Source organism: Streptomyces sp. Ag109_O5-1 (assembly GCF_003814875.1).
In the GTDB taxonomy this organism is placed as follows: domain Bacteria; phylum Actinomycetota; class Actinomycetes; order Streptomycetales; family Streptomycetaceae; genus Streptomyces; species Streptomyces sasae.
Window position 1 is genome coordinate 9,594,059 of record NZ_RKQF01000001.1, and the last position, 23,745, is coordinate 9,617,803.

The window sequence follows — 23,745 nt, forward strand, 5'->3', positions numbered from 1 at the left end:
TCCTGCACCGCTCGCGGTGTCCTCAGGGGTGGGACAGCTGGCCGGCCTTGGAGGCCCGACGCCGTATCCGCTCCTGCTCGCGCCCGGCGGCGCGCTCCTGCCGCCGGGCCGCGCGCCGCTCGCGGCGGAGCGTGCGTGCCGTGCTGCTCGGCTCCGAGACCACGCCGTTGCGCTGGTTCCACACCTGACGGGTCACCAGGACGTCCACCGCGCTCCAGGTGGCCACCACCGTGCTCGCCACGCTGCTGATCACCATCGGGAACGCCAGCCAGGACTCCGCGAGCGTGCACAGGAAGGCCACCATCGCCTGGATCAGCGTGACGGCGATGATGATCACCGCCCGCACGGAGGCCGTGCGCACCGGGTCCGGCATCCGGTACCGCTTGGCGGGCTCCTCGACCCACAACGGCCGGTACTGCGCGGACTGTTGCGTACCGCGGCGCGGAGCAGTCCCCGGGCGCACTGTCGAGCGCGCCGCCGCACCGTCCTCGGGCGCCAAGCGCCGCTGAGCCGTCCCTATCAACGTGTCACTCCCCACCGCCGGCAGCTCTCTCGCACCGGTGTCCGATGACACCGACTCCCCAGTGGCTGCCCGGCTTGCGCTGTTTTACGCGGCCCGAATACTAGATGCGGTTCCTGTGGCCGATTCCGCACCCATTGCCCGTAGACAAGGACGAACGAACTCGCCCGATGATTCCCGACCAGCGAAAAATTCCGGCCAACTGATCCTTCGTGCCGTTCCCGTCCCGCTCGTGCGAGTCGGTGCGCCCGTGGGGGCAATCTCCCGCAATGCCCGGACAACTCTCCCTGTCTGCCCGCCATGTCCCGGCCCCGAGGCGGAAGTTCGGCCTCCGGACGCGTCTTCGAGTTATCCATGTGACGGTAGTAGGCTCGCGCCGTTTGTTGACGTACATGTGTACCCCCGGCCGGTGGGGGTCGAGCTGGGGGAGGCCATGCGCTTTCGCGGGAAGTCCATCCGCCGGAAGATCGTGGCGCTGCTTCTCGTGCCGCTGGTGTCCCTGACGGCGGTCTGGGGCTTCGCGGCCGTCCTCACGGGACGCGAGGTCACCCAGCTGTTCCAGGTGTCCTCCACCGTCGAGAAGCTCGGCTACCCCACCGAGGACACCGCCCGGGTCATCCAGCAGGAACGCAGGCAGACTCTCGTCTATCTCGCCGACCCGCGGGCCGCCGACGCGCTCGCCGCCCTGCACCGCACGCGCGCCGCCACCGACAGCGCCGTCGCCGAGCTCCGGAGGAACGTCGGCGACCGGGACCTCCGCGACGGCCTGAACGCCGACGAGAGCGAGGGCCTCACCGCCGTGCTCGACGCGTTCGAGGGCATCGCCGCCCTGCGCCGCAGCGTCGAGGAGGGCACCGTCAGCCGTACCCAGGCCTACGACCTCTACAACCGCCTCGTCGACCCCCTCTACGCGCTGCTCACCACCCTGGAGGGCATGGACGACGTCGAGATGGAGAAGCAGGCCCGCGCCCTCGACAACATCGCCCTCGCGCGGGAACTCCTCTCCCGGGAGGACGCCCTGCTCGGCTCGGCCCTGGTGGTCGGGAAGGTCTCCCGCGACGAGACCCGAGAGATCTCCGACCTCGTCGCCCAGCGCACCCTCCTCTACGACGTCGCCCTGCCTCTGCTGCCGGCGGCGGAACGCGACCGCTACGACCGCTTCTGGAAGGACGCCACGACCGCTCCCCTGCGGACCGCGGAACAGTCCGTCATCGCCCTCGGCTCCGGCATCCCGAACGACGTCAGCGCCAAGAGCTGGGACACCGCCGCGGGCAGCGTCCTCAAGGAACTGGGCACCCTCAACGACCAGGTCGCCGACCGCTACCAGAACCGCATCCGGCCCGTGGCCGTCAACGTGATCCTGCAGGCGGCCGTCGTCGGCGTCCTCGGCGTGGTCGCCGTGCTGTTCTCGCTCGTCATGTCGGTCCGGACCGGCCGCGGACTCATCCGCGACCTGCGGCTGCTGCGCCAGGAGGCGCACGAGGCGTCCGGCGTCCGGCTGCCGAGCGTCATGCGCCGGCTGTCCGCAGGCGAACAGGTCGACGTGGAGACCGAGGCCCCGCGCCTGCAGTACGACAAGAACGAGATCGGAGAGGTCGGCCAGGCCCTCAACACCCTGCAGCGCGCCGCGGTCGAAGCCGCCGTCAAACAGGCCGAACTGCGGTCCGGGGTCTCCGAGGTCTTCGTCAATCTCGCCCGCCGCAGCCAGGTCCTGCTGCACAAGCAGCTCACCCTGCTCGACACCATGGAGCGCAGGACCGAGGACACCGACGAACTCGCCGACCTCTTCCGCCTCGACCACCTCACCACCCGGATGCGCAGGCACGCCGAGGGCCTGGTGATCCTCTCCGGCGCGGCCCCCTCCCGGCAGTGGCGCCGGCCCGTCCAGCTGATGGACGTGGTGCGGGCCGCCGTGGCCGAGGTCGAGGACTACGAGCGCATCGAGGTCCGCCGCCTGTCCCGGGTCGCCGTCACCGGCCCCGCTGTCGCCGACCTCACCCACCTCGTGGCCGAACTCCTCGAGAACGCCACGGTGTTCTCGCCGCCGCACACCGCCGTCCAGGTCCTCGGCGAGCGCGTCGCCAACGGCTTCACCCTGGAGATCCACGACCGCGGCCTCGGCATGGCCGCCGAGGCGCTGCTGGACGCCAACCTGCGGCTCGCCGAGACCCCCGAGTTCGAGCTCTCCGACACCGACCGGCTCGGCCTGTTCGTGGTCAGCCGCCTCGCCCAGCGCCAGAACGTCCGCGTCTCGCTCCAGCCGTCCCCCTACGGCGGCACCACCGCCGTCGTCTTCATCCCCGACGTGCTGCTGACCGACGACGTCCCGGACACCAACGGCATCGGCTTCCGCCTCGACCGGGACCGCCTCACGAAGGAGGCGGCGCCCGAGGAGAGCCGTGCCACCGCCCTGACCCAGGTGCCGGCGCAGCGGCCCGGTCTGCCGGGTGCGCTGCTGGACGGTCCGGTCGAGCTGGAGGCACCCGTCGACCTGGACGCGCTGGACGGTTTCCCGGGCGCCCTCACCGACGAGGACAGCGAGCGCGGCGGCCTGTTCCGCCCCCGCCGCTCCATCGCCCGCGGCTCCGACGACACCGCCCCCGCCGTGAGCGAGCCCCATCAGCCGGCTCCGGAGACCGCGGACGGCTTCCGCGAGGAGCGCACCGGCGGCCCCGTGCCGCTCCCCAGGCGGCGTACGCCCAAGCTGGTCAGCTCCCACGGCAAGCCCGTCACCGAGCAGCGCTCCCGCCGGTCCGAGCCGGACGAGCGGGGCCCGGCGGACACGGGCCGCCCCGAACCGGGCGGACTCGCTCCGCTGCCCTCTCGCCGCCGCACCGAGCCGTCCTCGCAGCGCGCCGTCGGCCCGGTCGGCCGGGTCGAGCAACCCACCGCGCCCCAGACGGGCGGCCCGGACGAACCCCCCGTGCTGCCTCGGCGCAGCCGCCGCTCCGAGATCACCTCCGGCAGCGGCACCGACGACTCCGTCCCGCCGCTCGGCAGCACACCCCCGGAAGCCGCATCCGGCACCCGGCCGCTGCCCAAGCGGGTACGGCAGGCCAACCTGGCCCCGCAGCTGCGACAGGACCCCGTACGGCCTGCCCGACGGGAGGCGGAACCCGTCGAGCGCGATGCCGACGAGGTCCGCAGCCGCATGGCCTCGCTCCAGCGCGGCTGGCAGCGCGGCCGGGACGAGAACGCCGCGGGCGACGGGTCCCGGCACGGCACAGCACAAGGAACGACTAAGGGGGACGGTCGATGACCGATCCGAAGACGACCGGCCGCACGGCGACGAACAAGGGTGAGCTGAACTGGCTCCTGGACGACCTCGTGGACCGGGTCGCCAGCATCCGCAAGGCCGTCGTGCTCTCCGGCGACGGCCTGGCCACCGGTGTCTCCAAGGACCTCACCAGAGAGGACAGCGAGCACCTGGCGGCCGTGGCCTCCGGTTTCCACAGCCTTGCCAAGGGCGTGGGCCGCCACTTCGAGGCGGGCAGCGTCCGGCAGACCGTCGTGGAGCTCGACGAGGCCTTCCTGTTCGTCACGGCCGCCGGTGACGGCAGCTGCCTCGCCGTCCTCTCCGATGCCGACTCCGACGTCGGCCAGGTCGCGTACGAGATGACGCTCCTGGTCAAGCGGGTCGGCGTACATCTGGGCTCCGCTCCGCGCACCGATCTGCCTTCGGGCGGGTAGTGGAGTGACATGAGCGGAGACGGTCAGGGAAGAAGTCACTGGTTCGACGACGAGGCCGGACCGGTCGTCCGTCCGTACGCCATGACGCGCGGCCGCACCACCAGTGCGGCCCAGCACCGCCTCGACCTGATCGCGGTGGTCGTCGCGGAGGCGCACGCGGACGACCCGGAGGACGACCGGACGCTGTCCCCGGAACATGTGGACATCGTCGAGCTCTGCCGGGACGTCCCGCAGTCCGTCGCCGAGCTGGCTTCGGAACTCGATCTGCCCATCGGAGTGGTCCGGGTCCTCATCGGCGACCTCGTCGACGGGGAACTCGTCCATGTCAACCGGCCGGTACCCCCGGCCGAGCTGGTGGACGAGAGTATTCTGCGCGACGTGATCAACGGCCTCCGGGCCCTGTGACCGGCGCGGAAGCGGAGAAGTGACGTGACAGGCTGGCAGTTCTGGGTCGACCGTGGCGGTACGTTCACCGACGTCGTCGCGCGGCGCCCGGACGGCCGGCTGCTCACCCACAAACTGCTCTCCGACAACCCCGCGCGGTACACCGACGCGGCCGTGGCAGGCGTACGCGAACTCCTCGACGGCTGCGGCGACCCCGTCGACGCCGTCCGTATGGGCACCACCGTCGCCACCAACGCGCTCCTGGAACGCAAGGGCGAGCGCACCCTTCTCGTCATCACGCGCGGCTTTCGCGACGCCTTGCGCATCGCCTACCAGAACCGCCCCCGTATCTTCGCCCGCCGCATCGAGCTGCCCGAACTGCTGTACGAGCGAGTCGTCGAGGTGGACGAACGGATCGCCGCCGACGGCACCGTGCTCCGCACACCCGACCTGGAGGCCCTGGCCGGCCCGCTCCGGGAGGCGTACGACGACGGGATCCGCGCGGTCGCCGTCGTCTGCATGCACAGCCACCTCCACCCCGCCCACGAGCAGGCCGTCGGCGAGCTGGCCGCCCGCACCGGCTTCCCGCAGATCTCGCTGTCCAGCGAGGTCAGCCCGCTGATGAAGCTCGTCCCGCGCGGCGACACCGCCGTCGTCGACGCCTACCTGTCGCCCGTGCTGCGCCGCTACGTCCGCCATGTCGCCGACGAACTCGAAGGCGTGCGGCTGATGTTCATGCAGTCCAATGGCGGGCTCGCCGAGGCCGGGCAGTTCCGCGGCAAGGACGCCGTCCTGTCCGGGCCGGCCGGAGGGATCGTCGGCATGGCCCGGATGTCGCAGCTCGCCGGCTTCGACCGGGTCATCGGCTTCGACATGGGCGGTACCTCCACCGACGTCTCCCACTTCGCCGGCGCGTACGAACGGGTCTTCACCACACAGATCGCGGGCGTCCGGCTGCGCTCCCCGATGCTGGACATCCACACCGTCGCCGCGGGCGGCGGCTCGGTGCTGCACTTCGACGGCTCCCGCTACCGCGTCGGCCCGGACTCGGCCGGCGCCGACCCCGGCCCGGCCTGCTACCGCGGCGGCGGCCCGCTGGCCGTCACCGACGCCAACGTCATGCTCGGCCGCATCCAGCCCGCCCACTTCCCCCGCGTCTTCGGACCCGACGGGGACCAGCCCCTGGACGCCGGCCTCGTCCGCGACCGCTTCACCGACCTCGCGCGGCAGATCCACGAGCGGACCGGCGACGACCGCACCCCGGAACAGGTCGCCGAGGGCTACCTGAGCATCGCCGTCGCCAACATCGCCAACGCCGTGAAGCGGATCTCCGTCCAGAAGGGCCACGACGTCACCCGCTACGCCCTCACCACCTTCGGCGGGGCCGGCGGGCAGCACGCGTGCATGGTCGCCGACTCGCTCGGCATCCGCACCGTCCTGGTGCCGCCCATGGCCGGTGTCCTGTCCGCGCTCGGCATCGGCCTCGCCGACACCACCGCCATGCGCGAACAGTCCGTCGAGGCCACCCTGGAGCCCGCCGCCATGCCCGGCGTCCGCAAGACCGCCGACGACCTGGAGGCCGCGGCCCGCGCCGAACTCCGCGCCGAGGACGTCCCGGAGGACCGCATCGAGGTGACCCGCCGAGCCCAGCTCCGCTACGACGGCACCGACACCACCCTCACCGTCGAACTCACCGAGCCCGACGCGATGAAACACGCCTTCGAAGAACGTCATCGCGCCACGTACTCCTTCACACTCGACCGTCCGGTCGTCGTCGAAGCCCTCTCCGTGGAAGCCACCGGCATCACCCGACCCCCCGATCTCTCCGCCCTCGCCCCGTACGAGGGTCGTCCCGCCGCCCCGGAAACCGTCCGCCTCCACACCGGCGGCGCCTGGCGCGACGTACTCCTGCACCGCCGCGAGGACCTTCCTCCCGGCGTATCCGTCACCGGCCCCGCGATCATCACCGAGGCCGGCGCCACGACCGTCGTCGACGACGGCTGGCGGGCCGCGGCGACCGACGACGGGCATCTGGTCATGGAACGCGCGACGATTACGCAGAGTTCCGATCTCGACACAGAAGCCGACCCGGTCCTGCTCGAGGTCTTCAACAACCTCTTCATGTCCATCGCCGAACAGATGGGCGCCCGGCTGGAGTCCACGGCCCAGTCCGTCAACATCAAGGAGCGCCTGGACTTCTCCTGCGCCCTGTTCGACCCGGACGGGAACCTGGTGGCCAACGCCCCCCACATCCCCGTCCACCTGGGTTCCATGGGCACCAGCGTCAAAGAGGTCATCCGCCGCCGCGGAACCTCGATGCGCCCCGGCGACACCTACGCCGTCAACGACCCTTACCACGGCGGCACCCACCTGCCCGACGTCACCGTGATCACTCCCGTCTTCGCCACGCAGGGTGACCGGATCCTCTTCTACGTCGCCTCGCGCGGCCATCATGCCGAGATCGGCGGCATCGCCCCCGGCTCGATGCCCGCGAACAGCCGCACCATCGACGAAGAGGGCGTCCTCTTCGACAACTGGCTGCTAGCCGAGAACGGCCGGTTCCGCGAGGCCGAGACCCACCGGCTGCTCGCCGGCGCCCGCTACCCCTCGCGCAACATCCGCACCAACCTCGCCGACCTGCGCGCCCAGATCGCCGCCAACCGCAAGGGCGTCGACGAAGTCGGCCGCATGATCGAGGAGTTCGGCCTCGACGTTGTCCAGGCCTATATGCGGCACGTCCAGGACAACGCGGAGGAAGCGGTCCGCCGGGTCGTCGACGCCCTGGACGACGGCGAGTACGCCTACGAGACCGACTCCGGCGCCGTCATCCGCGTACGCGTGCGCGTGGACCGCGCCGACCGGCGCGCGACCATCGACTTCACGGGCACCTCCGCCCAGCTCGCCACCAACTTCAACGCACCGTTCTCGGTCGTCAACGCGGCCGTGCTGTACGTCTTCCGCACCCTGGTCGCCGACGACATCCCGCTCAACGACGGCTGCCTGCGCCCCCTGGACATCGTCGTACCGCCCGGCTCCATGCTCGCCCCCGAGCCGCCGGCCGCCGTCGTCGCGGGCAACGTGGAGACCTCGCAGGCCATCACCGGCGCCCTCTACGCGGCGCTCGGCGTCCAGGCCGAGGGCTCCGGCACCATGAACAACGTCACCTTCGGCAACGACCGCCACCAGTACTACGAGACCGTCGCCTCCGGATCCGGCGCCGGCGACGGCTTCCCCGGCGCGAGCGTCGTACAGACCCATATGACGAACTCCCGGCTCACCGACCCGGAAGTCCTGGAGTGGCGACTGCCCGTCCGCCTCGACGAGTTCGCGGTACGACGGGGCAGCGGCGGCGCGGGCCGCTGGCACGGCGGGGACGGAGCGGTCCGCCGTATCCGCTTCCTCGAACCCATGACCGTCTCCACGCTCTCCCAGCACCGTCGCGTCCCGCCGTACGGTATGGCGGGCGGCGCACCCGGCGCGCTCGGCGCCAACCGGGTGGAGCGGGCCGACGGCACGGTCACCGAACTCGGCGGCAGCGACGCGGCGGACGTCCGCCCCGACGACGTGCTCGTCATCGAAACCCCAGGTGGCGGCGGATACGGAAGTCCGTCACCCGGCGACCCCCACCAAGGACGACCCCATCAAGCAGGAGAAGAGACCGATGATCTTCGGGCGATCTGAGCGCGGCAAGCCCCCGGTCGAGCCCGTCACGCTCAAGATCCTCGTGGCCGGCGGCTTCGGCGTGGGCAAGACGACCCTCGTCGGCGCGGTCAGCGAGATCAGGCCGCTGCGCACCGAGGAGTACCTCACGGAGGCCGGGCGACCGGTCGACGACACCTCCGGCGTCGAGGGCAAGCACACCACCACCGTCGCCATGGACTTCGGACGCATCACATTGCGCGAGGACCTGGTGCTGTACCTGTTCGGAACCCCCGGGCAGGAACGGTTCTGGTTCATGTGGGACGAACTGTCCGAGGGCGCGCTGGGCGCTGTGGTGCTCGCCGACACCCGTCGGCTGGAGGACTGTTTCGCCGCCGTCGACTACTTCGAGCGGCGGTCCATACCGTTCCTCGTCGGCGTCAACTGCTTCGAGGGCTCGGCCCGTTACCCGGTGGAGGACGTCCGGCAGGCGCTCGATCTCGACGAGGACGTACCGGTTCTGCTGTGTGACGCCCGGGACCGGGAGACCGTCAAGGAGGTGCTCATCGGCGTCGTACAGCACGCGATGGCGTACGCGGCGGCCCACCGGCAGGCCGTCACCACCTGAGCGGCGGCACGGCCCGTACCCCCGCCGACCGGGGTACGGGCCGTGGTCCCAGGGGGTTACTCGTCGCCCTCTTCCAGCCAGCCGAAGCTCTTCTCCACCGCCTTGCGCCAGTTGGCGTACTCACGGTCGCGCACCGACGCCGCCATGGCGGGCGTCCACTCCACGTCCTTCTGCCAGTGGGACTTGAGTTCGTCGAGATCGTTCCAGACGCCGGTCGCCAGGCCGGCCGCGTAGGCGGCGCCCAGGCAGGTCGTCTCGGAGACCCGGGGGCGGATCACCGGCACCCCGAGGACATCGGCCTGGTGCTGCATCAGGAGGTTGTTCCCGGTCATGCCGCCGTCCACCTTCAGGGTCGTGATCTGCACCCCGGAGTCCTGGTACATGGCGTCCACGACCTCCCGCGTCTGCCAGCTGGTCGCCTCGAGGACCGCACGGGCCAGATGCGCCTTCGTGACGTACCGGGTGAGCCCGGTGACGACCCCGCGGGCGTCCGAGCGCCAGTAGGGCGCGAACAGGCCGGAGAAGGCGGGCACGATGTAGGCACCGCCGTTGTCATCGACGCTCGCCGCCAGGGTCTCGATCTCGTCGGCGCTGCGGATGATGCCGAGCTGGTCGCGGAACCACTGGACGAGCGCGCCCGTTATGGCTATCGAACCCTCCAGGCAGTACACCGGCGCCTCCCCGCCGATCTTGTAGCCCATCGTCGTCAGCAGCCCGTTCTTGGACGGCACCGGCCGGTCGCCGGTGTTGAGCAGCAGGAAACTGCCCGTCCCGTAGGTGTTCTTCGCCGTGCCGACGTCGTAGCAGGCCTGCCCGAAGACCGCCGCCTGCTGATCGCCCAGGGCGGACGCCACCGGTACGCCGGCGAGCTGGCCGACGGCGGTGCCGTACACCTCGGCGGAGGACCTGATCTCGGGCAGGATCGCCGCGGGGACGTTCATCGCGGACAGGATGGAGGCGTCCCACTGCAGGGTCTCCAGGTTCATCAGCATGGTGCGCCCGGCGTTGGTGACGTCGGTGACGTGCCGGCCGCCGTCGGTGCCGCCGGTGAGGTTCCAGATCAGCCAGGAGTCGATGGTCCCGAAGGCGATCTCACCGCGCTCGGCGCGGTCCCGGAGCCCGGGCACGTTGTCCAGCAGCCAGGCCGCCTTGGGCCCGGAGAAGTAGCTGGCCAGGGGCAGCCCGGTCTGCTCGCGGAAGCGGTCCTGGCCGTCGCTGCCGCCGAGTTCGTGGCACAGGGCCGCGGTGCGGGTGTCCTGCCAGACGATCGCGTTGTGCACGGGCTTGCCGGTGGCCCGGTCCCACAAGACCGTCGTCTCGCGCTGGTTGGTGATGCCGAGCGCGCTCAACCGGTCGGCGCGCAGCCCGGCCTTGGCCAGTGCCCCGGCGACCACGGCCTGCACCTTGGACCAGATCTCGGTGGCGTCGTGCTCCACCCAGCCCGGCTTGGGGAAGATCTGGCGGTGCTCGCGCTGGTCGACGGCGACGATGGCGCCGCCGTGGTCGAAGATGATGCAGCGGCTCGACGTGGTTCCCTGGTCGATTGCGGCGACGTACTTCTCGGCGGTGTCCGTCATGGCTACCCCTTGGTCGCTGGATCAGAAGGCTGCGTTGTAGATGAGGCCCGCGAGCGCGCCGCCGGCCAGCGGGCCGACGACGGGGATCCAGGCGTAACCCCAGTCGGAGGTGCCCTTGTTGGGGATCGGCAGGAAGGTGTGCACGATCCGGGGGCCGAGGTCGCGCGTCGGGTTGATGGCGTATCCGGTGGGCCCGCCGAGGGACAGCCCGATGCCGACGACGAGCAGCGAGACGATCAGCACCGTGGTGCCGGACTCGCCGAGCCCCTTGGTCAGCCCGAACGCGAGGATCGGCAGGACCAGCGCGATCGTCGCGATGATCTCGGTGATGAGGTTGGCGACCGGGTTCCGGATCTCCGGGATGGTGGAGAAGATGCCGAGTGTCGGCGTCGGCTCCTCCGCGGTCTCCTCGTCGGGCACATTGGCCTGGAACTGGGCGAGATAGACCAGGTACGTCAGGACGGCGCCCAGCATCGCGCCGACGAGCTGGCCGAGCAGATAGACCCAGACCTTGCCCCACTTGCCGGTGTCGACGGCGATGCCGATGGTGACGGCGGGGTTGAGCTGTCCGCCGGAGAGGGGAGCGGCGGTGTAGGCGCCGGCGAGCACGCCGAACCCCCAGCCGAACGCGATCACCACCCACCCCGCGGCCCGGGCCTTGGAGTGTCTGAGGGTGACGGCGGCGCAGACACCGGCACCGAAAAGGATCAGGATGGCCGTGCCGATGACTTCGCCGACGAATATGTCTCCGTTGCTCATGGCGGGCTCCTAGGGCGCTGGCCGGGGAACACCCCGGCACTCCGAGCAGGAACGGTTCCCTTGGGGACGCCAGCCGAAGGCAGGGAAGGTCCCGCGCCCCGCCCGGCGTCTGTGACGAGCGTGCCGTAGCAGCCGAATCGCCCATGGGGGAGCAGGCCTCAGAACAGGAGCGGCCCATGGCGCAGTGCCTGATTACGCCGAGAATGTACGGCGATGTCGACCGACACCGGAAGTTTTCACCGGCACCCAGGGAGCGTCAAGGTCGCCGACGGCAACGATGACAGGCGACCCGTGGGAAAACCGCTTTCACGGCTCCACCGCCGCGTACCCGGCCTGGGTCGGATGCGCACCCGAGCCGCGCCGGATCTCGTGGCCGGGCAGTCCCGCCCGCCCCAGCACCCAACTCGCCCCGTGCAGCGCCTTGGCGGCCTTCTTCAGTGGCGCCAGCCAGGCGGCCGCCTGACGGTGGTCGATCACGCTCCCGGGACCGCACACGACGGTGGCCAGGGACAACGTGACGGGCCGCCCGCCGGCCGCCCAGGGCGCGTCGAGCACCCCGGTGACGAGCGACGCCATCCCCTCCTCGTCGGCGAGCACCAGGAAGTCGTCCCCGCCGATGTGCCCCACCCGCGCGTGGCCGGCCACGGCCTGCTGAAGCGCCCGCCCCACCGAACGGATCAGCTCGTCGCCCGCGGCGAACCCGGCACCGTCGTTCACCTGTTTGAAGTGGTCGATATCGAGCCAGCTGAGCGCGAAGACCCGGCCGTCCGCGATCCACCGGTCCACCTCGCCCGTGATCGCGTCCGAACCGGGCAGCCGGGTCAGCGGATTGAGCCCGGCCGCCTCCTCGACACGGGTCTCGGCGAGGGCCCGTACCAGGTCGGCGAGGCGTACGACGCCCACACAGCGCCCGAGCTGGTCGACGACCGCCACATCGTCCGAGGTGCGGTCCCGCTCGCCGACGGCCACCACGTCCAGTACCTCCCAGGCGGTGGCGTCGACGCCGACCGTGCGCGGTGCGTCGCCCAGTTTGAAGGCCGGGCGGTCCGCGTACAGGGCGTGTCCGTAACGGCCCGACATCGACAGCAGGAAGCGGGAGCGGTGCACCGACCGGACCGGGGCGCCCGTCTGGTCCACCAGGAGGACTCCGGAGACCTCCGGGGAGCCGGTCAGCAGGGCGCGCACCTGCAGCGCGGACGCGGTGACCGGCAGCAGCGCGGCGGGCCGGACGAACTCCCGCACGGACGGCCCCGAGCGCGGTGGGGGCAGGGCGGCGGGGGAGAGCGGCGGAACGTATACCTCCGCCACCGGGATCCGGGCCGGCGGCGCGAACAGCTCGCCCTGGGCCAGCTGTGCCCCGGCCGCCAGCGCCGCCGCGTGCTGCCGTTCGGTCTCCACGCCCTCGACGGCCACCAGGGCGCCCAGCTCCTCGCACAGGGTCCGCATCGCCCGCACCGCGGCCGGCCGGCCGAGCAGCGAGGCGTCGAGCTTGATCAGGTCGGGGGAGAGGTCGGTGAGCAGCCGAAGCGGCACATCCCCGTCGCCGATGCCGTCGGCGCTGATCCGGAAGCCCTGACCGCGCAGTGTCGCGACGGCCTCCAGCAGGGCCCGCTGCGGCACGTGCGTGTACGGCGGCACGATGTCCAGGGTGACCTCCCAGGGCATCCGGCCGGCCTCGCGGATGGCCTCGGGCAGGGCGCCGATGCCGCCCAGGTCGGCGAGCGTCGCTGCGAACACGTTGATGTGCAGCGGCAGCAGTGTCTCCTTGCGCGCCGCGGCGCGGAGCGCCAGCACGGCCAGTCTGCCGTCGAGCTCGGGGTCTCGGCGGGCTTCGGCGAGGATGTCGCCGGTCTCGGGGCGGGCGAGGATCTCCAGTGCGGCGATCCCACCGGTCGTCAGATTGACCACCGGCTGGAAGGCGAAACGGAGAGTATCCGTCCAGGAGGGCACGGGAGCATGATGGCTCCACCGGCGTACGCCCAGGGGCAGTTCATAAGACGTTCACGCAACCGCCCGGGGTGGTGACACGGGGTGTGGGAGCCCCGCTGTCACACCCGTCACGCTAGCGCACCGCTATCACGGACGAGCCGTGCCCGAACAGCCCCTGGTTGGCCGTGATCCCCACGCGCGCGTGGGCTACCTGCCGGTCACCCGCCGTGTCCCTCAACTGCCAGGTCAGCTCGCATATCTGGGCGATCGCCTGAGCCGGCACCGCCTCCCCGAAGGAGGCGAGTCCACCGCTGGCGTTGACGGGTGTGCGGCCCCCCAGGGCGGTCACCCCCTCGCGCAGCAGCTTCGCGGCCTCGCCCTCGCCGCACAGACCGAGATCCTCGTACCACTGCAACTCCAGGGCGGTGGAGAGGTCGTAGACCTCCGCAAGGGAGAGTTCCTCGGGGCCGATGCCCGCCTCCTCGTAGGCGGCCCGGGCGATGGACGCCCGGAACGTCTCGGCCGGGGGCGCCACGGCCGCCGCCGAGTCCGTGGCGATGTCCGGCAGGTCGAGGACCGTGCTCGGATACCGCGGCGTGACCGTGGACACCGCGCGGATGCGCACCGGGCGGGCCACCCCGTGCCGGCGCGCGAAGTCCAGGCTCGACAGCACCAGCGCGGCCCCGCCGTCGGAGGTCGCGCAGATGTCCAGCAGCCGCAGCGGATCGGCGACCACCTGCGAGGCGGCGACCTCCTCGGCCGTGACCCGCTTGCGGTAGCGGGCGTACGGATTCAGCGCCCCCAGGGCCGCGTTCTTCACCTTGACCAGCGCGAAGTCCTCCGGGGTGTCCCCGAACACCGCCATCCGCCGGCGTGCGTACAGCCCGAAGTACGTCGGATTCGTCGCCCCCAGCAGCCGGAAGCGCAGCCAGTCGGGATCGTCGGGGCGGTCTCCTCCGGCGGGCCGGAAGAAGCCCTTGGGGGCCGCGTCCGCGCCCACCACGAGCACCACGTCCGCGAGCCCCGCGAGGATCTGTGACCGCGCCGCGGCGACCGCCTGGGCCCCCGACGCACAGGCCGCGTAGACGCTCGCGACCCGTGCTCCCTGCCAGCCCAGCGCCTTGGCGAAGGTCGCGCCCGCGACATAGCCGGGATAACCGCCACGGACCGTGTCCGCGCCCACGATCGAGCCGACGTCCCGCCACTCCAGCCCGGCGTCCGCGAGCGCCGCGCGGGCCGCCGCCGTCCCGTACTCGACGAAGCTGCGCCCCCACTTGCCCCAGGGGTGCATGCCCACGCCGAGCACCGCCACGTCCGCCGTCATGCCGTCACCCCCGTCGGCCGCCAGTGCCAGGTCGTCCAGGTCGTCTCCGCGTCCTCGCTCAGCACTCCGGGGACGGCCTCGACCTCCATGCCCATCGCCAGATCGGCGACGGTGATCCAGGGAACCGCCTGTCCCAGCACCACGATCCGCTCGGACTCCAGCTCCACAGCGATCAACGCGTACGGCTCCCACGGAAGTTCCGGATCGCTCACATAGGGTGACGGCGGCCGGTATCTGCTGTCGGTGTACGACCAGATCCGCCCGCGCCGGGAGAGCGGCACCTCCTCCAGGTCGCCGCCCGCGCACCCGGGATTGCGGCAGTGGGCGTCCTCGCGCGGGAAGAAGACCGAGGCGCAGGCCCCGCAGCGGGTGCCCAGGAGCCGGAAATCGTCTCCCGCGCCCGTGAACCAGCCTTCGACCGCCGGTGTGCGTGTACCCGACAAAGCTCCTCCAGGGCACCTGATCTGACGGAACGTCAGAAGTGTGCCACGGGCTCCGGGAAATGGGCAGGCCGAGCCGTCGGATCGCATCACGCTGTCCGGTTCCCGGTCGTCCGATGTCGTTTCACTTCCGGAAGGCGACGTTCCCCTGACCGTAAGACGTCGTTCCTGTGATCGGATAAAGTCCGCGCGTGTCCGAAAATCAGCACCCAATTGCCAACTCCGCTCCGGACTCGCACTGTTCGAGCTGCGGAGCGCCGTACGGAGCAGGAGTCTCCGGCTGGCCGCGCACCTGCCCGGCCTGCGGCCACACCGCCTACCGCAACCCGCTGCCGGTGGCGATCGCCCTCCAGCCCGTGTACGACACGAAGGGCACCGCCCTCGTCGTCATCACCCGAACCGTCGCCCCCGCGCGCGGAGGCACCGCGCTGCCCGGCGGTTACGTCGACGACCGCGAGGATTGGCGGCACGCCGTCGTCCGTGAGCTCAAGGAGGAGACGGGCATCGACGCGGCCGCCCGCGACGTACGGCTCGTCGACGCCATGAGCTCACCCGACGGGCACCTGCTGCTGTTCGGTCTCCTCCCGGAACGCCCGGTCGAAGGACTCCCGCCGTCCGGCGCGACGGACGAGACGGAGGGCTGGCACCTGCTGCGCAGACCCGAGGAGCTGGCCTTCCCGCTGCACAGCGTGGCCGTACGCGCGTGGTTCGAGGGCCGCTACTGAGCCCTCCGGCTCACCCCAGCCCCCTGATGTGCACGGGGTGGGACGGCTCGCGCACGCCGTTCTCCCCCACCTGCCCGACCAGCACCCGCCGGCCGTCCCAGCGGGCGACGTAACGCTCGATCTCCGGCTCGTCCCAGCCGTCGCCCGCGTCCGGCACGAACAGTCCGCCCCCCGTCCGTCCCCGCGCGGGCGCCCAGACCTCCAGCCGCGTCCCGCCGTCCTCGCCCCGCACGGGAAGGACGGCACCCGCACGTGCGAGCACCGGGATCCGCGACAGCGGTGCGTCCACCAGCACCTGCCCGGGCCCCTCGTACGCCCGCTCCGTCAGCGTGTCGTACCAGCGCCCCCGGGGCAGCTGCACCGCACGCCGGTCGGCGCCCGGATCCAGCACCGGCGCCACCAGCAGAGCGTCGCCCAGCAGGAACGCGTCCTCGCAGTCGCGCAGCGCCCGGTCCTCGGGAGCTCCCCACCACAGAGGGCGCACATAGGGCGCGCCGGTCCGCCTCGCCAGATGCGCCAGCGTCATGAAGTACGGCAGCAGGCGCCTGCGTTCGAGGAGCGCCACGCGCGCGTGCTCCAGCACCTCGGGTCCGAACTCCCACGGTTCCCGGCGCCCCGCACGCATGCTCGCATGCGTGCGGAACAGCGGCAGGTAGGCGCCGAGCTGGAACCAGCGCAGAAACAGCTCGGGCGACGGACTCCCGTCGAACCCGCCCACGTCCGGCCCGGAGTAGGGCACCCCGCACAGCCCGAGTCCCAGCACCAGCGACAGGGACGCGCGCAGCCCCGGCCAGCCGGTGGCGACGTCACCGGACCAGGTGCCCCCGTAGCGCTGCTGGCCGGCCCAGCCGGAGCGCGAGAACAGGAACGGCCGCTCCTTGGGAGCCAGTTCGCGCAGGCCCTCGTAGGCCGCCTGCGCCATGCACAGCGCGTAGACGTTGTGCGCCTCCCGGTGGTCGCCGCCGCGGCCCTCCAGGTGGTGCCGGGCCGAGCGCGGCAATGTGGACTCGCCGAAGGCGTTGAAGGACGTCGGTTCGTTCATGTCGTGCCAGAACCCGGCGAAGCCCTCGTCGAGCCGCTCCTCGTACAGCCCGCCCCACCACGCACGCACGCGCGCGTGCGTGAAGTCGGGGAAGACCGACTCACCGGGCCAGACCACACCCTCCACCGTCCGCCCCGACTGGTCGCGCACGAAAGCGTCGATGGCCGTCCCGGCGTCGTGGACCGCGTTGCCCGGTTCGGCCTTCACCGCCGGGTCGACGATCGACACCAGCCGGATCCCCTCCCGCCGCAATTCCTCCGCCAGCGTCGGCAGCTTCGGGAAGCGCTCGTGGTCGACGGTGAACACCTGATGGGCGTCGTAGTGGTCGATGTCCAGATGGACGGCGTCCAGCGGCAGACCGCGCTCCTGATAGCCGGCGACGATCCGACGGACCTCCTGCTCGCTGCCGAAGCCCCAGCGCGCGTGGTGGTGGCCGAGCGCCCAGGCCGGCGGCAGCGCGGGCGCGCCGGTGAGCGAGGCCCAGGTGTGCAGCACGCGCGCGGGGGTGCCCACCATCACCCAGCACCGCAGCGGACCGCCGTCCATGCGCAGTTCGCACCGCCCGGTCCGGTCATGGCCGGAACCGGCTCCCTCCTCGCCCTCCCGGAGGGTCACCGTCCCGTCCCACGAGGAGTCGTGGAACACCAGATGCGTGGCCGCGTCCGCGACCACCAGTTGCACGGGCATGGTGAGGTACAGCGGATCGTCGCCAGGCCCGAAGGCATGCCCGGGATCGGTGTTCCACAGCCGGTACGTCCCGTCACGCAGCCGCGGCCCCGAGGCACGCCCCCCGAGACCGAAGAACCGGGCGTCCGCGGCCACCTCCGAGCGCTGCACCCAGCGCGCCGTACCCCCGCCCACCGGCTCCCACCACCGGGGCGGCAGATCACGGCGCAGCAGCACGCCACCGGGCGTGCACACCTCCACCGCCCCGTGCCGCGAGACGCTGACCGTCACCCGCTCCGCCACGACCCGCCAGCCGCCGTCCGTGTCCGGCTCCAGGACCGCCCGCGGATCCGGCTCCGGACAGCGGCCCGCCAGTGCGTACGACGGCTCGGGACCGGCCCCGTCCCAGCCCCAGAAGACCGCCCCGTTCACGGCGACCATGATCCGTAGCTCGGACCGGCCGAAGCGGATCACACCGCCTCCCGCCCCCGGCTCCGCGTCCCGCACCGGCCCCGGCACCCGGGCGCGCTCGGCCCCCCGCGCGGGCAGCCCGGCAGCATCGATCCGCCTCATGCGCCACGCCGCCCGTACGGTACGCAACCCCTGAGCCGCCTTCCTCGAACCGACCACTCTCACCGAACGCACCAGGTCACGACCGTCCATACTGCTCACCCTGCCACTCGGCGCTCCACACACGCGTGCCGTTCAACTGCCGTTCACCCGTGCCGGGACCACATCTTCACGACACGGACTATGTGGAGCGCTCCCTGGTGTAGAAGTCGATCACATGGCATCGTCCCTGTCAGCCTCGTCACGCGCACACCCCAGCCCGTGCGCGAGAGACGCACACCAGCGCAGAAGCCCGGGAGCCGCCCCATGTCGACCGCGAACCCCCAGCCGCTCTGGCGACCCGATCCGGAAAGGATCGCCCAGGCGCACATCACCGAGTTCCAGTCCTGGGCGGCAGAACACCACGGAGCACCCGCCGACGGCGGGTACCCGGCCCTGCACCGCTGGTCCGTCGACCATCTGGACACGTTCTGGAAAGCCGTCACGGAATTCTTCGACGTACGGTTCTCGACGCCCTACGCGCGCGTGCTCGGCGACCGCTCCATGCCCGGCGCTGAGTGGTTCCCCGGGGCACGGCTGAACTACGCCGAGCACGCCCTGCGCGCCGCCGCCACCCGCGCGGACGAACCCGCGCTCCTGTACGTCGACGAGACCCACGAACCCAGCCCGGTCACCTGGGCCGAACTCCGCCGTCAGGTCGGCTCCCTGGCCGCCGAACTCCGCGCCCTCGGCGTCCGCCCGGGCGATCGCGTCAGCGGCTACCTCCCGAACATCCCCCAGGCCGTCGTCGCCCTCCTCGCCACCGCAGCCGTGGGCGCCGTCTGGACCTCCTGCGCCCCCGACTTCGGCGCCCGCAGCGTCCTGGACCGCTTCCAGCAGGTCGAACCGGTCGTCCTGTTCACGGTCGACGGCTACAGCTACGGCGGCAAGGAGCACGACCGCCGCGAGATCGTCGCCGAACTCCGCCGCGAACTGCCCACCCTGCGTGCCGTCGTCCACATCCCGTTGCTGGGCACCCCGGCCCCCGAGGGCGCCCTGGAATGGTCGGCCCTGACCGCCGCCGACACCGAACCCGCATTTGAACAGGTCCCGTTCGACCATCCCCTCTGGGTGCTCTACTCCTCCGGCACCACCGGGCTGCCCAAGGCCATCGTCCAGTCCCAGGGCGGCATCCTGGTCGAACACCTCAAACAGCTCGGCCTGCACTGCGACCTGGGCCCCGAGGACCGCTTCTTCTGGTACACCTCGACCGGCTGGATGATGTGGAACTTCCTCGTCTCCGGCCTTCTCACGGGCACCACGATCGTCCTGTACGACGGCAGCCCCGGCCACCCCGACATCAGCGCCCAGTGGCGCGTCGCCGAACGTACCGGAGCCACCCTCTACGGCACCTCCGCCGCGTACGTGATGGCCTGCCGGAAGGCCGGCGTGCACCCCTCCCGCGACTTCGACCTCTCGTCGGTGCAGTGCGTCGCCACCACCGGCTCGCCGCTGCCCCCCGACGGCTTCCGCTGGCTGCACGACGAGGTCCGTGACGACCTCTGGATCGCCTCCGTCAGCGGCGGCACCGACGTGTGCTCCTGCTTCGCGGGCGCCGTACCCACCCTCCCGGTCCACAGCGGCGAACTGCAGGCGCCCGGCCTCGGCACCGACCTCCAGTCCTGGGACCCCAGCGGCAAACCCGTCGTCGACGAGGTCGGCGAACTGGTCGTCACCAACCCCATGCCCTCGATGCCGATCCACTTCTGGAACGACCCCGACGGCAGCCGCTACCACGACAGCTACTTCGACATGTACCCCGGCGTGTGGCGGCACGGTGACTGGATCACCGTCACCTCGCGCGGCTCGGTGATCATCCACGGCCGTTCCGACTCCACGCTCAACCGCCAGGGCGTACGGATGGGCTCGGCCGACATCTACGAGGTCGTCGAACGCCTGCCCGAGATCAAGGAATCCCTCGTCATCGGCATCGAACAGCCCGACGGCGGCTACTGGATGCCCCTGTTCGTCCAGCTCGCCCCGGGCGCGGTCCTCGACGACGCCCTGTTGAACCGCATCAAGCAGGCCATCCGCCAGCAGCTCTCGCCGCGACACGTCCCCGACGAGATCATCGAGGTCCCCGGCGTCCCGCACACCCTCACCGGCAAGCGCATCGAGGTCCCGGTCAAGCGCCTGCTGCAGGGCACACCCCTGGAGAAGGCCGTCAACCCAGGATCCATCGACAACCTCGGCCTGCTGAGCTTCTACGAGGACCTGGCCCGCAAGCGCGGCTGACCTTCCCGGCGGGCCCGCTCACCCTCCATAGGTGGCCTCGGACTCACCCAGCACGGCGGCGAAGTCCGAGGCCAGCCGCACCGCCTCGGCCGGCTCAAGACCGGAGATCGAGATCCGGACGCCCGGTCCCGCCGACAGCCGGAACCGGGCCCCGGACGCCACCCACCAGCCGTACGACCGCAGGCCGTTCACCACGGCCGACTCGTCCCGCACCGGCACCCACAGGTTCATCCCGCTGGCACCGTGCGAGACGATCCCATACCCGGCCAGTTCGCCGGCCAGCGTCTCCCGGCGCAGTGTGTACGCCGCACGCGCGCGTGCCACCAACGCGCGCGTGTCCTCGTCCGTCATCAGCGCGAGCACGGTCTCCTGCAACAGGTGACTGACCCAGCCCGACGTCAGGAGCAGCAGCCCGTCATGGCGCGCGAGCGTCGTCGCGTCACAGGCGGCCGCCGCCCACCGCAGGTCGGTCCCCAGGAACTTGCTCACCGTCCGCACATGCACCCAGCGCGCCAACCCCGCACCGGTCAGCGAGTGCAGCGGAACGTCGGTCACCGAGGAGGCGTGATCGTCCTCGATCACCAGGACCTCGGGTTCCTCCCGCAGCACCTCGGCCAACGCGTCCCGGCGGGCCGCGGAGAAGCAGCCGCCGTACGGATTCTGCGCCCGAGGGCTGTACACCACAGCCCGCACACCCGCGCGCAGCGCGGAACGCAGGGCCTCCGGACGAATCCCCTCGTCGTCCACGGCGACCGGCACGATCCGCAGCCCCAACGCCGGGACGAGGTCGAGCAGATGGTGGTAGCCGGGGTCCTCCATGGCGACGGCGTCCCCGGGCCGCAACTCCACGGAGAGCAGCCGGCCGACCAGATCCAGAGCCCCGTGCGCGAACGTCACATGCTCCACCGGCACGCCGTCCGGCCGCAGCCAGTCGCGTACGGCCTCCTCGAGGCGCGCGAGCCGGGGCGCCGAACGATGTGAGCGGACGCCTGGGGAGAGCCGGGAGGGCGGCACCAGGCCGGGCAGCAGGGCGGGGTCGGGATGCCCGTCGGCCAGATCGCGGAGCCCCTCCGGAACCCTGGCCGGCCGCCGTGACGCCACGGCCGGAACCGGGGCCACCACGGTGCCGCCCCGCCCGCGCGTGACGACGATCCCGCGCCGCCGCAGTTCCTTGTACGCCGTCGCGACCGTGCCAGGACTCACCCCCAGCTCGTCCGCGAGCCGCCGCACCGGCGGCAGCGCCTCCTCAGGGGCCAACCCGCCCTCCGCCACGCCCTTTTCGACGGACGTGGCAATCCCCTTGGCCGTCGTACCAGTGATCCCATATTGTGTTACCACGTTGGCAAGTATGTATCACTACATAAGTTCCGACAAGGGGGAGCAGTGAAAGCGAAGCCCGGTGCGACCGCACGGCCCCGCCGCATACCCGGAGGCCGCGATGGACGCAGAATGCTCGCCATCGCCCTCGTCGACCGCATCGGCAGCGGCCTGTGGGCATCGGTCTCGGTCCTCTACTTCACCTACGTCTCCGGCCTCTCCCTCGCGGAGGTCGGCACCCTCGTCGCCGTATCGGGCGCCATCGGCATCGGGGGAGCCCCGCTGGGTGGCCGTCTCGCCGACCGGCTGCCCCTCACTCGCGTCCTGGCCGCACTCCAACTCGTCCGTGCCGTCGCCTCCTTCACCCTGCTCACCACCGACAACTACGCTCTGCTGCTCGCCGTCTCGGCCGTCGGCGCCCTCGGAGACCGCGCCGCCAACGTCTTCACGAAGCTCTACGCCACGCGCATCGCGGGACCCGACCGCGTCCGCTACCAGGCCTTCAACCGCACCGTCGCCAACGCGGGCTGGGCCCTGGGCGGCCTCGCCGCCGCGGCGGCCCTCGCCCTGGACACCACCACGGCCTACCGCTGGCTCCTGGCCGGCGACGCCCTCTCCTTCATCGCGGCCGCACTTCTCACCCTGCGCTGCGGCGAACCCCCGTCGCCCTCACGGGTCGTGGCCGGCTCGAAGGCCGAGCCCAGGACCGCGAAGCCGGCCAACCCCTGGCGCGACCGCACCTACCTGGCATACGTCGCGACCGACACCGTCCTCTTCCTCGACGACGCCGTCTTCAAGGTCGGCCTCCCGCTCTGGATCGCCCACAGCGACCAGGTACCCCACGGCCTCGCACCCCTGCTGATGGTCCTCAACAACGTGATGGTGGTGGCACTCCAGGTCCCCCTGGCCCGCTTCGGCACCACCAGCGAAGCCGCCCGCCGACTCCTCGTCCCGCTCTCCGCCGCGTTCGCCCTGGGCGGCATCACGATGGCCCTCTCCGCCACCGGCGGAACGCTCACGGCGATCCTCCTGCTCACCGCCGCGGCCGCCGCCTTCACCGTCGCCGAGATGCTCCACGCCACCATCTCCTGGGAACTCTCCGTCGCCCTGGCACCCGACACCGCCCAGGGCGCCTACCTCGGAGTCCACGGGCTCGCCCAGTCCGCCCAGCGCAGCGTCGGCCCACTCGCCGTCACCACAGCCATCGCCACCGGCCCGTTCGGCTGGACCGCATTCGGCACCGCCATCGCCCTGACCTGCGCAATCCAGCACCGCCTGGTCCGTGACCGGCTACCGCGAACCGCATTGTCAGTGGTGCCGGTTACTGTGAGTGAGCATTGATCGACCGCTCACAGGGGGAACCATGGCGCACATCGACCACCGGACCATGCGACGCGTCCTGCGCCGCGAAATCGCCGGCACCATCGGCCTGCTGACCGACGAACACGACTTCCGCGCCATGCGGCGCTACCGCACCTTCACCTTCGACGACCACCCCACCTACCTCCGGCAGATCGAAGCCCTCCTCAGGACCCGGGCATCGGAGGGCACCCACACCACACTCGCCCTCTTCGACCCCGACGAATACGCCGAGTTCTGCACGGACACCGGACTCACCCCGGACGACCCCGCGAGCCGCACCCGCTTCACCGCCGAACTCGCGGCCACCGGCGCCACCATCCCGTACGACGGCCGACCCCTCACCGACCTCGTCCCCGTCCTCGTCGACGAGGCGGTACGCCAGGCGACCTGGGAGTACGCAGGCACCCTCCTCGCCCGTCTCGGCCCCTGCCCCACCTGCGGCGAGGACATCGGACGCGCCGCCTTCACCCGTGCCTCCCACCTCCTCACCCGCATCCTCGACACCGCCCCGCCAGGCGACCGCCACCTCGTGTGCAGCGTCTCCGGACCACCCGAAACCCTCGTCACCGTCCTCCACGCCGACCAGGGCAGTGAGGGCACCACACACCTCGACGAAGCCGAACTCCTCGAATTCACCAGCGTCCTCGCCCTCGGCCTGGCCACCCGCAGCCCCGGCGGACTCGTGATGCGCACCAGCGCTCCCGGCACCGCCGACCGCATCTACGGCTGGCGACTGCGCGGCGAGGGCCTCCTGCCCCTTACCGCGGGCGAGGTCTTCGACGCCTACTGCACCGACGCCGAATCCGGCGACCTCATCTCCCCGGAACCCGGCGTCGACTACTGCACACCTCCCGACCTCGGAGACCAGGACACGACACCGGGCCATCACCACTGAACGC

The 23,745-nt window shown here is 71.6% G+C and carries 17 protein-coding genes; 9 read left to right on the plus strand and 8 right to left on the minus strand.

Annotated features, from left to right (window positions below; translation table 11 throughout):
* Window positions 1-22: 22 nt before the first annotated feature.
* On the minus strand, window positions 23-538 hold the full coding sequence (locus EDD90_RS43750; protein WP_398927403.1) for a hypothetical protein: 516 nt from the start codon (window positions 536-538) through the stop codon (window positions 23-25).
* A 415-nt stretch (window positions 539-953) separates the two neighbouring features.
* Between EDD90_RS43750 and EDD90_RS43760 the strand changes: the two genes are divergently transcribed.
* From EDD90_RS43760 to EDD90_RS43780, 5 genes are read left to right on the plus strand one after another with little or no spacing between them, the layout of a single operon-like run.
* Window positions 954-3,779, plus strand: a complete 2,826-nt coding sequence (locus tag EDD90_RS43760) for a nitrate- and nitrite sensing domain-containing protein (RefSeq protein ID WP_123982251.1) — start codon at window positions 954-956, stop codon at window positions 3,777-3,779.
* The gene (locus EDD90_RS43765) at window positions 3,776-4,210 is read left to right on the plus strand and encodes a roadblock/LC7 domain-containing protein (protein ID WP_123978619.1); all 435 of its coding nucleotides are present in this window, start codon (window positions 3,776-3,778) and stop codon (window positions 4,208-4,210) included. Before EDD90_RS43760 ends, EDD90_RS43765 begins: the two co-directional genes overlap by 4 nt.
* A 9-nt stretch (window positions 4,211-4,219) precedes the next feature.
* Window positions 4,220-4,615 carry a DUF742 domain-containing protein gene (locus EDD90_RS43770; RefSeq protein ID WP_123978620.1) on the plus strand — a complete coding sequence of 132 codons (396 nt, stop codon included), beginning with the start codon at window positions 4,220-4,222 and terminating at the stop codon, window positions 4,613-4,615.
* 24 nt (window positions 4,616-4,639) lie between these two features.
* Window positions 4,640-8,275 carry a hydantoinase B/oxoprolinase family protein gene (locus tag EDD90_RS43775; protein WP_123978621.1) on the plus strand — a complete coding sequence of 1,212 codons (3,636 nt, stop codon included), beginning with the start codon at window positions 4,640-4,642 and terminating at the stop codon, window positions 8,273-8,275.
* A complete protein-coding gene (locus EDD90_RS43780; protein ID WP_123978622.1) occupies window positions 8,256-8,861 on the plus strand; it encodes an ATP/GTP-binding protein in 606 nt (201 codons plus the stop codon). The genes EDD90_RS43775 and EDD90_RS43780 overlap by 20 nt, the downstream gene beginning before the upstream one ends.
* 56 nt (window positions 8,862-8,917) lie before the next feature.
* On the opposite strand, the gene glpK is transcribed toward EDD90_RS43780, so the two are convergent.
* From glpK to EDD90_RS43805, 5 genes are all read right to left on the minus strand, one after another.
* Window positions 8,918-10,438, minus strand: coding sequence for a glycerol kinase GlpK (gene glpK, locus EDD90_RS43785; RefSeq protein ID WP_123978623.1), 1,521 nt, complete (start codon window positions 10,436-10,438; stop codon window positions 8,918-8,920).
* 21 nt (window positions 10,439-10,459) lie between these two features.
* A complete protein-coding gene (locus tag EDD90_RS43790) occupies window positions 10,460-11,197 on the minus strand; it encodes an MIP/aquaporin family protein (RefSeq protein WP_123978624.1) in 738 nt (245 codons plus the stop codon).
* A 306-nt stretch (window positions 11,198-11,503) separates the two neighbouring features.
* Entirely contained in the window at window positions 11,504-13,147 is a 1,644-nt protein-coding gene (locus tag EDD90_RS43795) for a GGDEF domain-containing protein (protein WP_123978625.1), read from the minus strand.
* Window positions 13,148-13,259: 112 nt separating this feature from the next.
* Window positions 13,260-14,450 carry a lipid-transfer protein gene (locus tag EDD90_RS43800; RefSeq protein WP_123978626.1) on the minus strand — a complete coding sequence of 397 codons (1,191 nt, stop codon included), beginning with the start codon at window positions 14,448-14,450 and terminating at the stop codon, window positions 13,260-13,262.
* Complete coding sequence (locus EDD90_RS43805; protein WP_260328483.1) at window positions 14,447-14,893, minus strand: Zn-ribbon domain-containing OB-fold protein; 447 nt, start codon at window positions 14,891-14,893, stop codon at window positions 14,447-14,449. Before EDD90_RS43805 ends, EDD90_RS43800 begins: the two co-directional genes overlap by 4 nt.
* A 188-nt stretch (window positions 14,894-15,081) precedes the next feature.
* Here EDD90_RS43805 and EDD90_RS43810 point away from each other — a divergent pair, with 188 nt between their 5' ends.
* Window positions 15,082-15,615 (plus strand): NUDIX domain-containing protein, encoded by a 534-nt coding sequence (locus EDD90_RS43810; protein ID WP_123978627.1) that lies wholly within the window; start codon window positions 15,082-15,084, stop codon window positions 15,613-15,615.
* A gap of 10 nt (window positions 15,616-15,625) precedes the next feature.
* Here the strand turns inward: EDD90_RS43810 and EDD90_RS43815 are convergent, their stop codons facing one another.
* A complete protein-coding gene (locus EDD90_RS43815; RefSeq protein ID WP_123978628.1) occupies window positions 15,626-17,986 on the minus strand; it encodes a glycoside hydrolase family 31 protein in 2,361 nt (786 codons plus the stop codon).
* Between the two features lie 213 nt (window positions 17,987-18,199).
* On the opposite strand from EDD90_RS43815, the gene EDD90_RS43820 reads away from it, so the two are divergent.
* Window positions 18,200-20,167 (plus strand): acetoacetate--CoA ligase, encoded by a 1,968-nt coding sequence (locus EDD90_RS43820; protein ID WP_123978629.1) that lies wholly within the window; start codon window positions 18,200-18,202, stop codon window positions 20,165-20,167.
* Between the two features lie 18 nt (window positions 20,168-20,185).
* Here the strand turns inward: EDD90_RS43820 and EDD90_RS43825 are convergent, their stop codons facing one another.
* Window positions 20,186-21,505, minus strand: a complete 1,320-nt coding sequence (locus EDD90_RS43825; protein WP_123978630.1) for an aminotransferase class I/II-fold pyridoxal phosphate-dependent enzyme — start codon at window positions 21,503-21,505, stop codon at window positions 20,186-20,188.
* A gap of 111 nt (window positions 21,506-21,616) precedes the next feature.
* Between EDD90_RS43825 and EDD90_RS43830 the strand changes: the two genes are divergently transcribed.
* Complete coding sequence (locus tag EDD90_RS43830; protein ID WP_123978631.1) at window positions 21,617-22,825, plus strand: MFS transporter; 1,209 nt, start codon at window positions 21,617-21,619, stop codon at window positions 22,823-22,825.
* 22 nt (window positions 22,826-22,847) lie between these two features.
* The gene (locus EDD90_RS43835; RefSeq protein ID WP_123978632.1) at window positions 22,848-23,741 is read left to right on the plus strand and encodes a hypothetical protein; all 894 of its coding nucleotides are present in this window, start codon (window positions 22,848-22,850) and stop codon (window positions 23,739-23,741) included.
* The last annotated feature ends 4 nt before the right edge of the window (window positions 23,742-23,745 follow it).

Coding starts and splice junctions, on each gene's coding strand:
- EDD90_RS43760 (WP_123982251.1), top strand. CDS start 954: ATGCGCTTTCGCGGGAAGTCCATCCGCCGGAAGATCGTGGCGCTGCTT.
- EDD90_RS43765 (WP_123978619.1), top strand. CDS start 3,776: ATGACCGATCCGAAGACGACCGGCCGCACGGCGACGAACAAGGGTGAG.
- EDD90_RS43770 (WP_123978620.1), top strand. CDS start 4,220: ATGAGCGGAGACGGTCAGGGAAGAAGTCACTGGTTCGACGACGAGGCC.
- EDD90_RS43780 (WP_123978622.1), top strand. CDS start 8,256: ATGATCTTCGGGCGATCTGAGCGCGGCAAGCCCCCGGTCGAGCCCGTC.
- glpK (WP_123978623.1), bottom strand. CDS start 10,438: ATGACGGACACCGCCGAGAAGTACGTCGCCGCAATCGACCAGGGAACC.
- EDD90_RS43790 (WP_123978624.1), bottom strand. CDS start 11,197: ATGAGCAACGGAGACATATTCGTCGGCGAAGTCATCGGCACGGCCATC.
- EDD90_RS43800 (WP_123978626.1), bottom strand. CDS start 14,450: ATGACGGCGGACGTGGCGGTGCTCGGCGTGGGCATGCACCCCTGGGGC.
- EDD90_RS43815 (WP_123978628.1), bottom strand. CDS start 17,986: ATGGACGGTCGTGACCTGGTGCGTTCGGTGAGAGTGGTCGGTTCGAGG.
- EDD90_RS43820 (WP_123978629.1), top strand. CDS start 18,200: ATGTCGACCGCGAACCCCCAGCCGCTCTGGCGACCCGATCCGGAAAGG.
- EDD90_RS43830 (WP_123978631.1), top strand. CDS start 21,617: ATGCTCGCCATCGCCCTCGTCGACCGCATCGGCAGCGGCCTGTGGGCA.
- EDD90_RS43835 (WP_123978632.1), top strand. CDS start 22,848: ATGGCGCACATCGACCACCGGACCATGCGACGCGTCCTGCGCCGCGAA.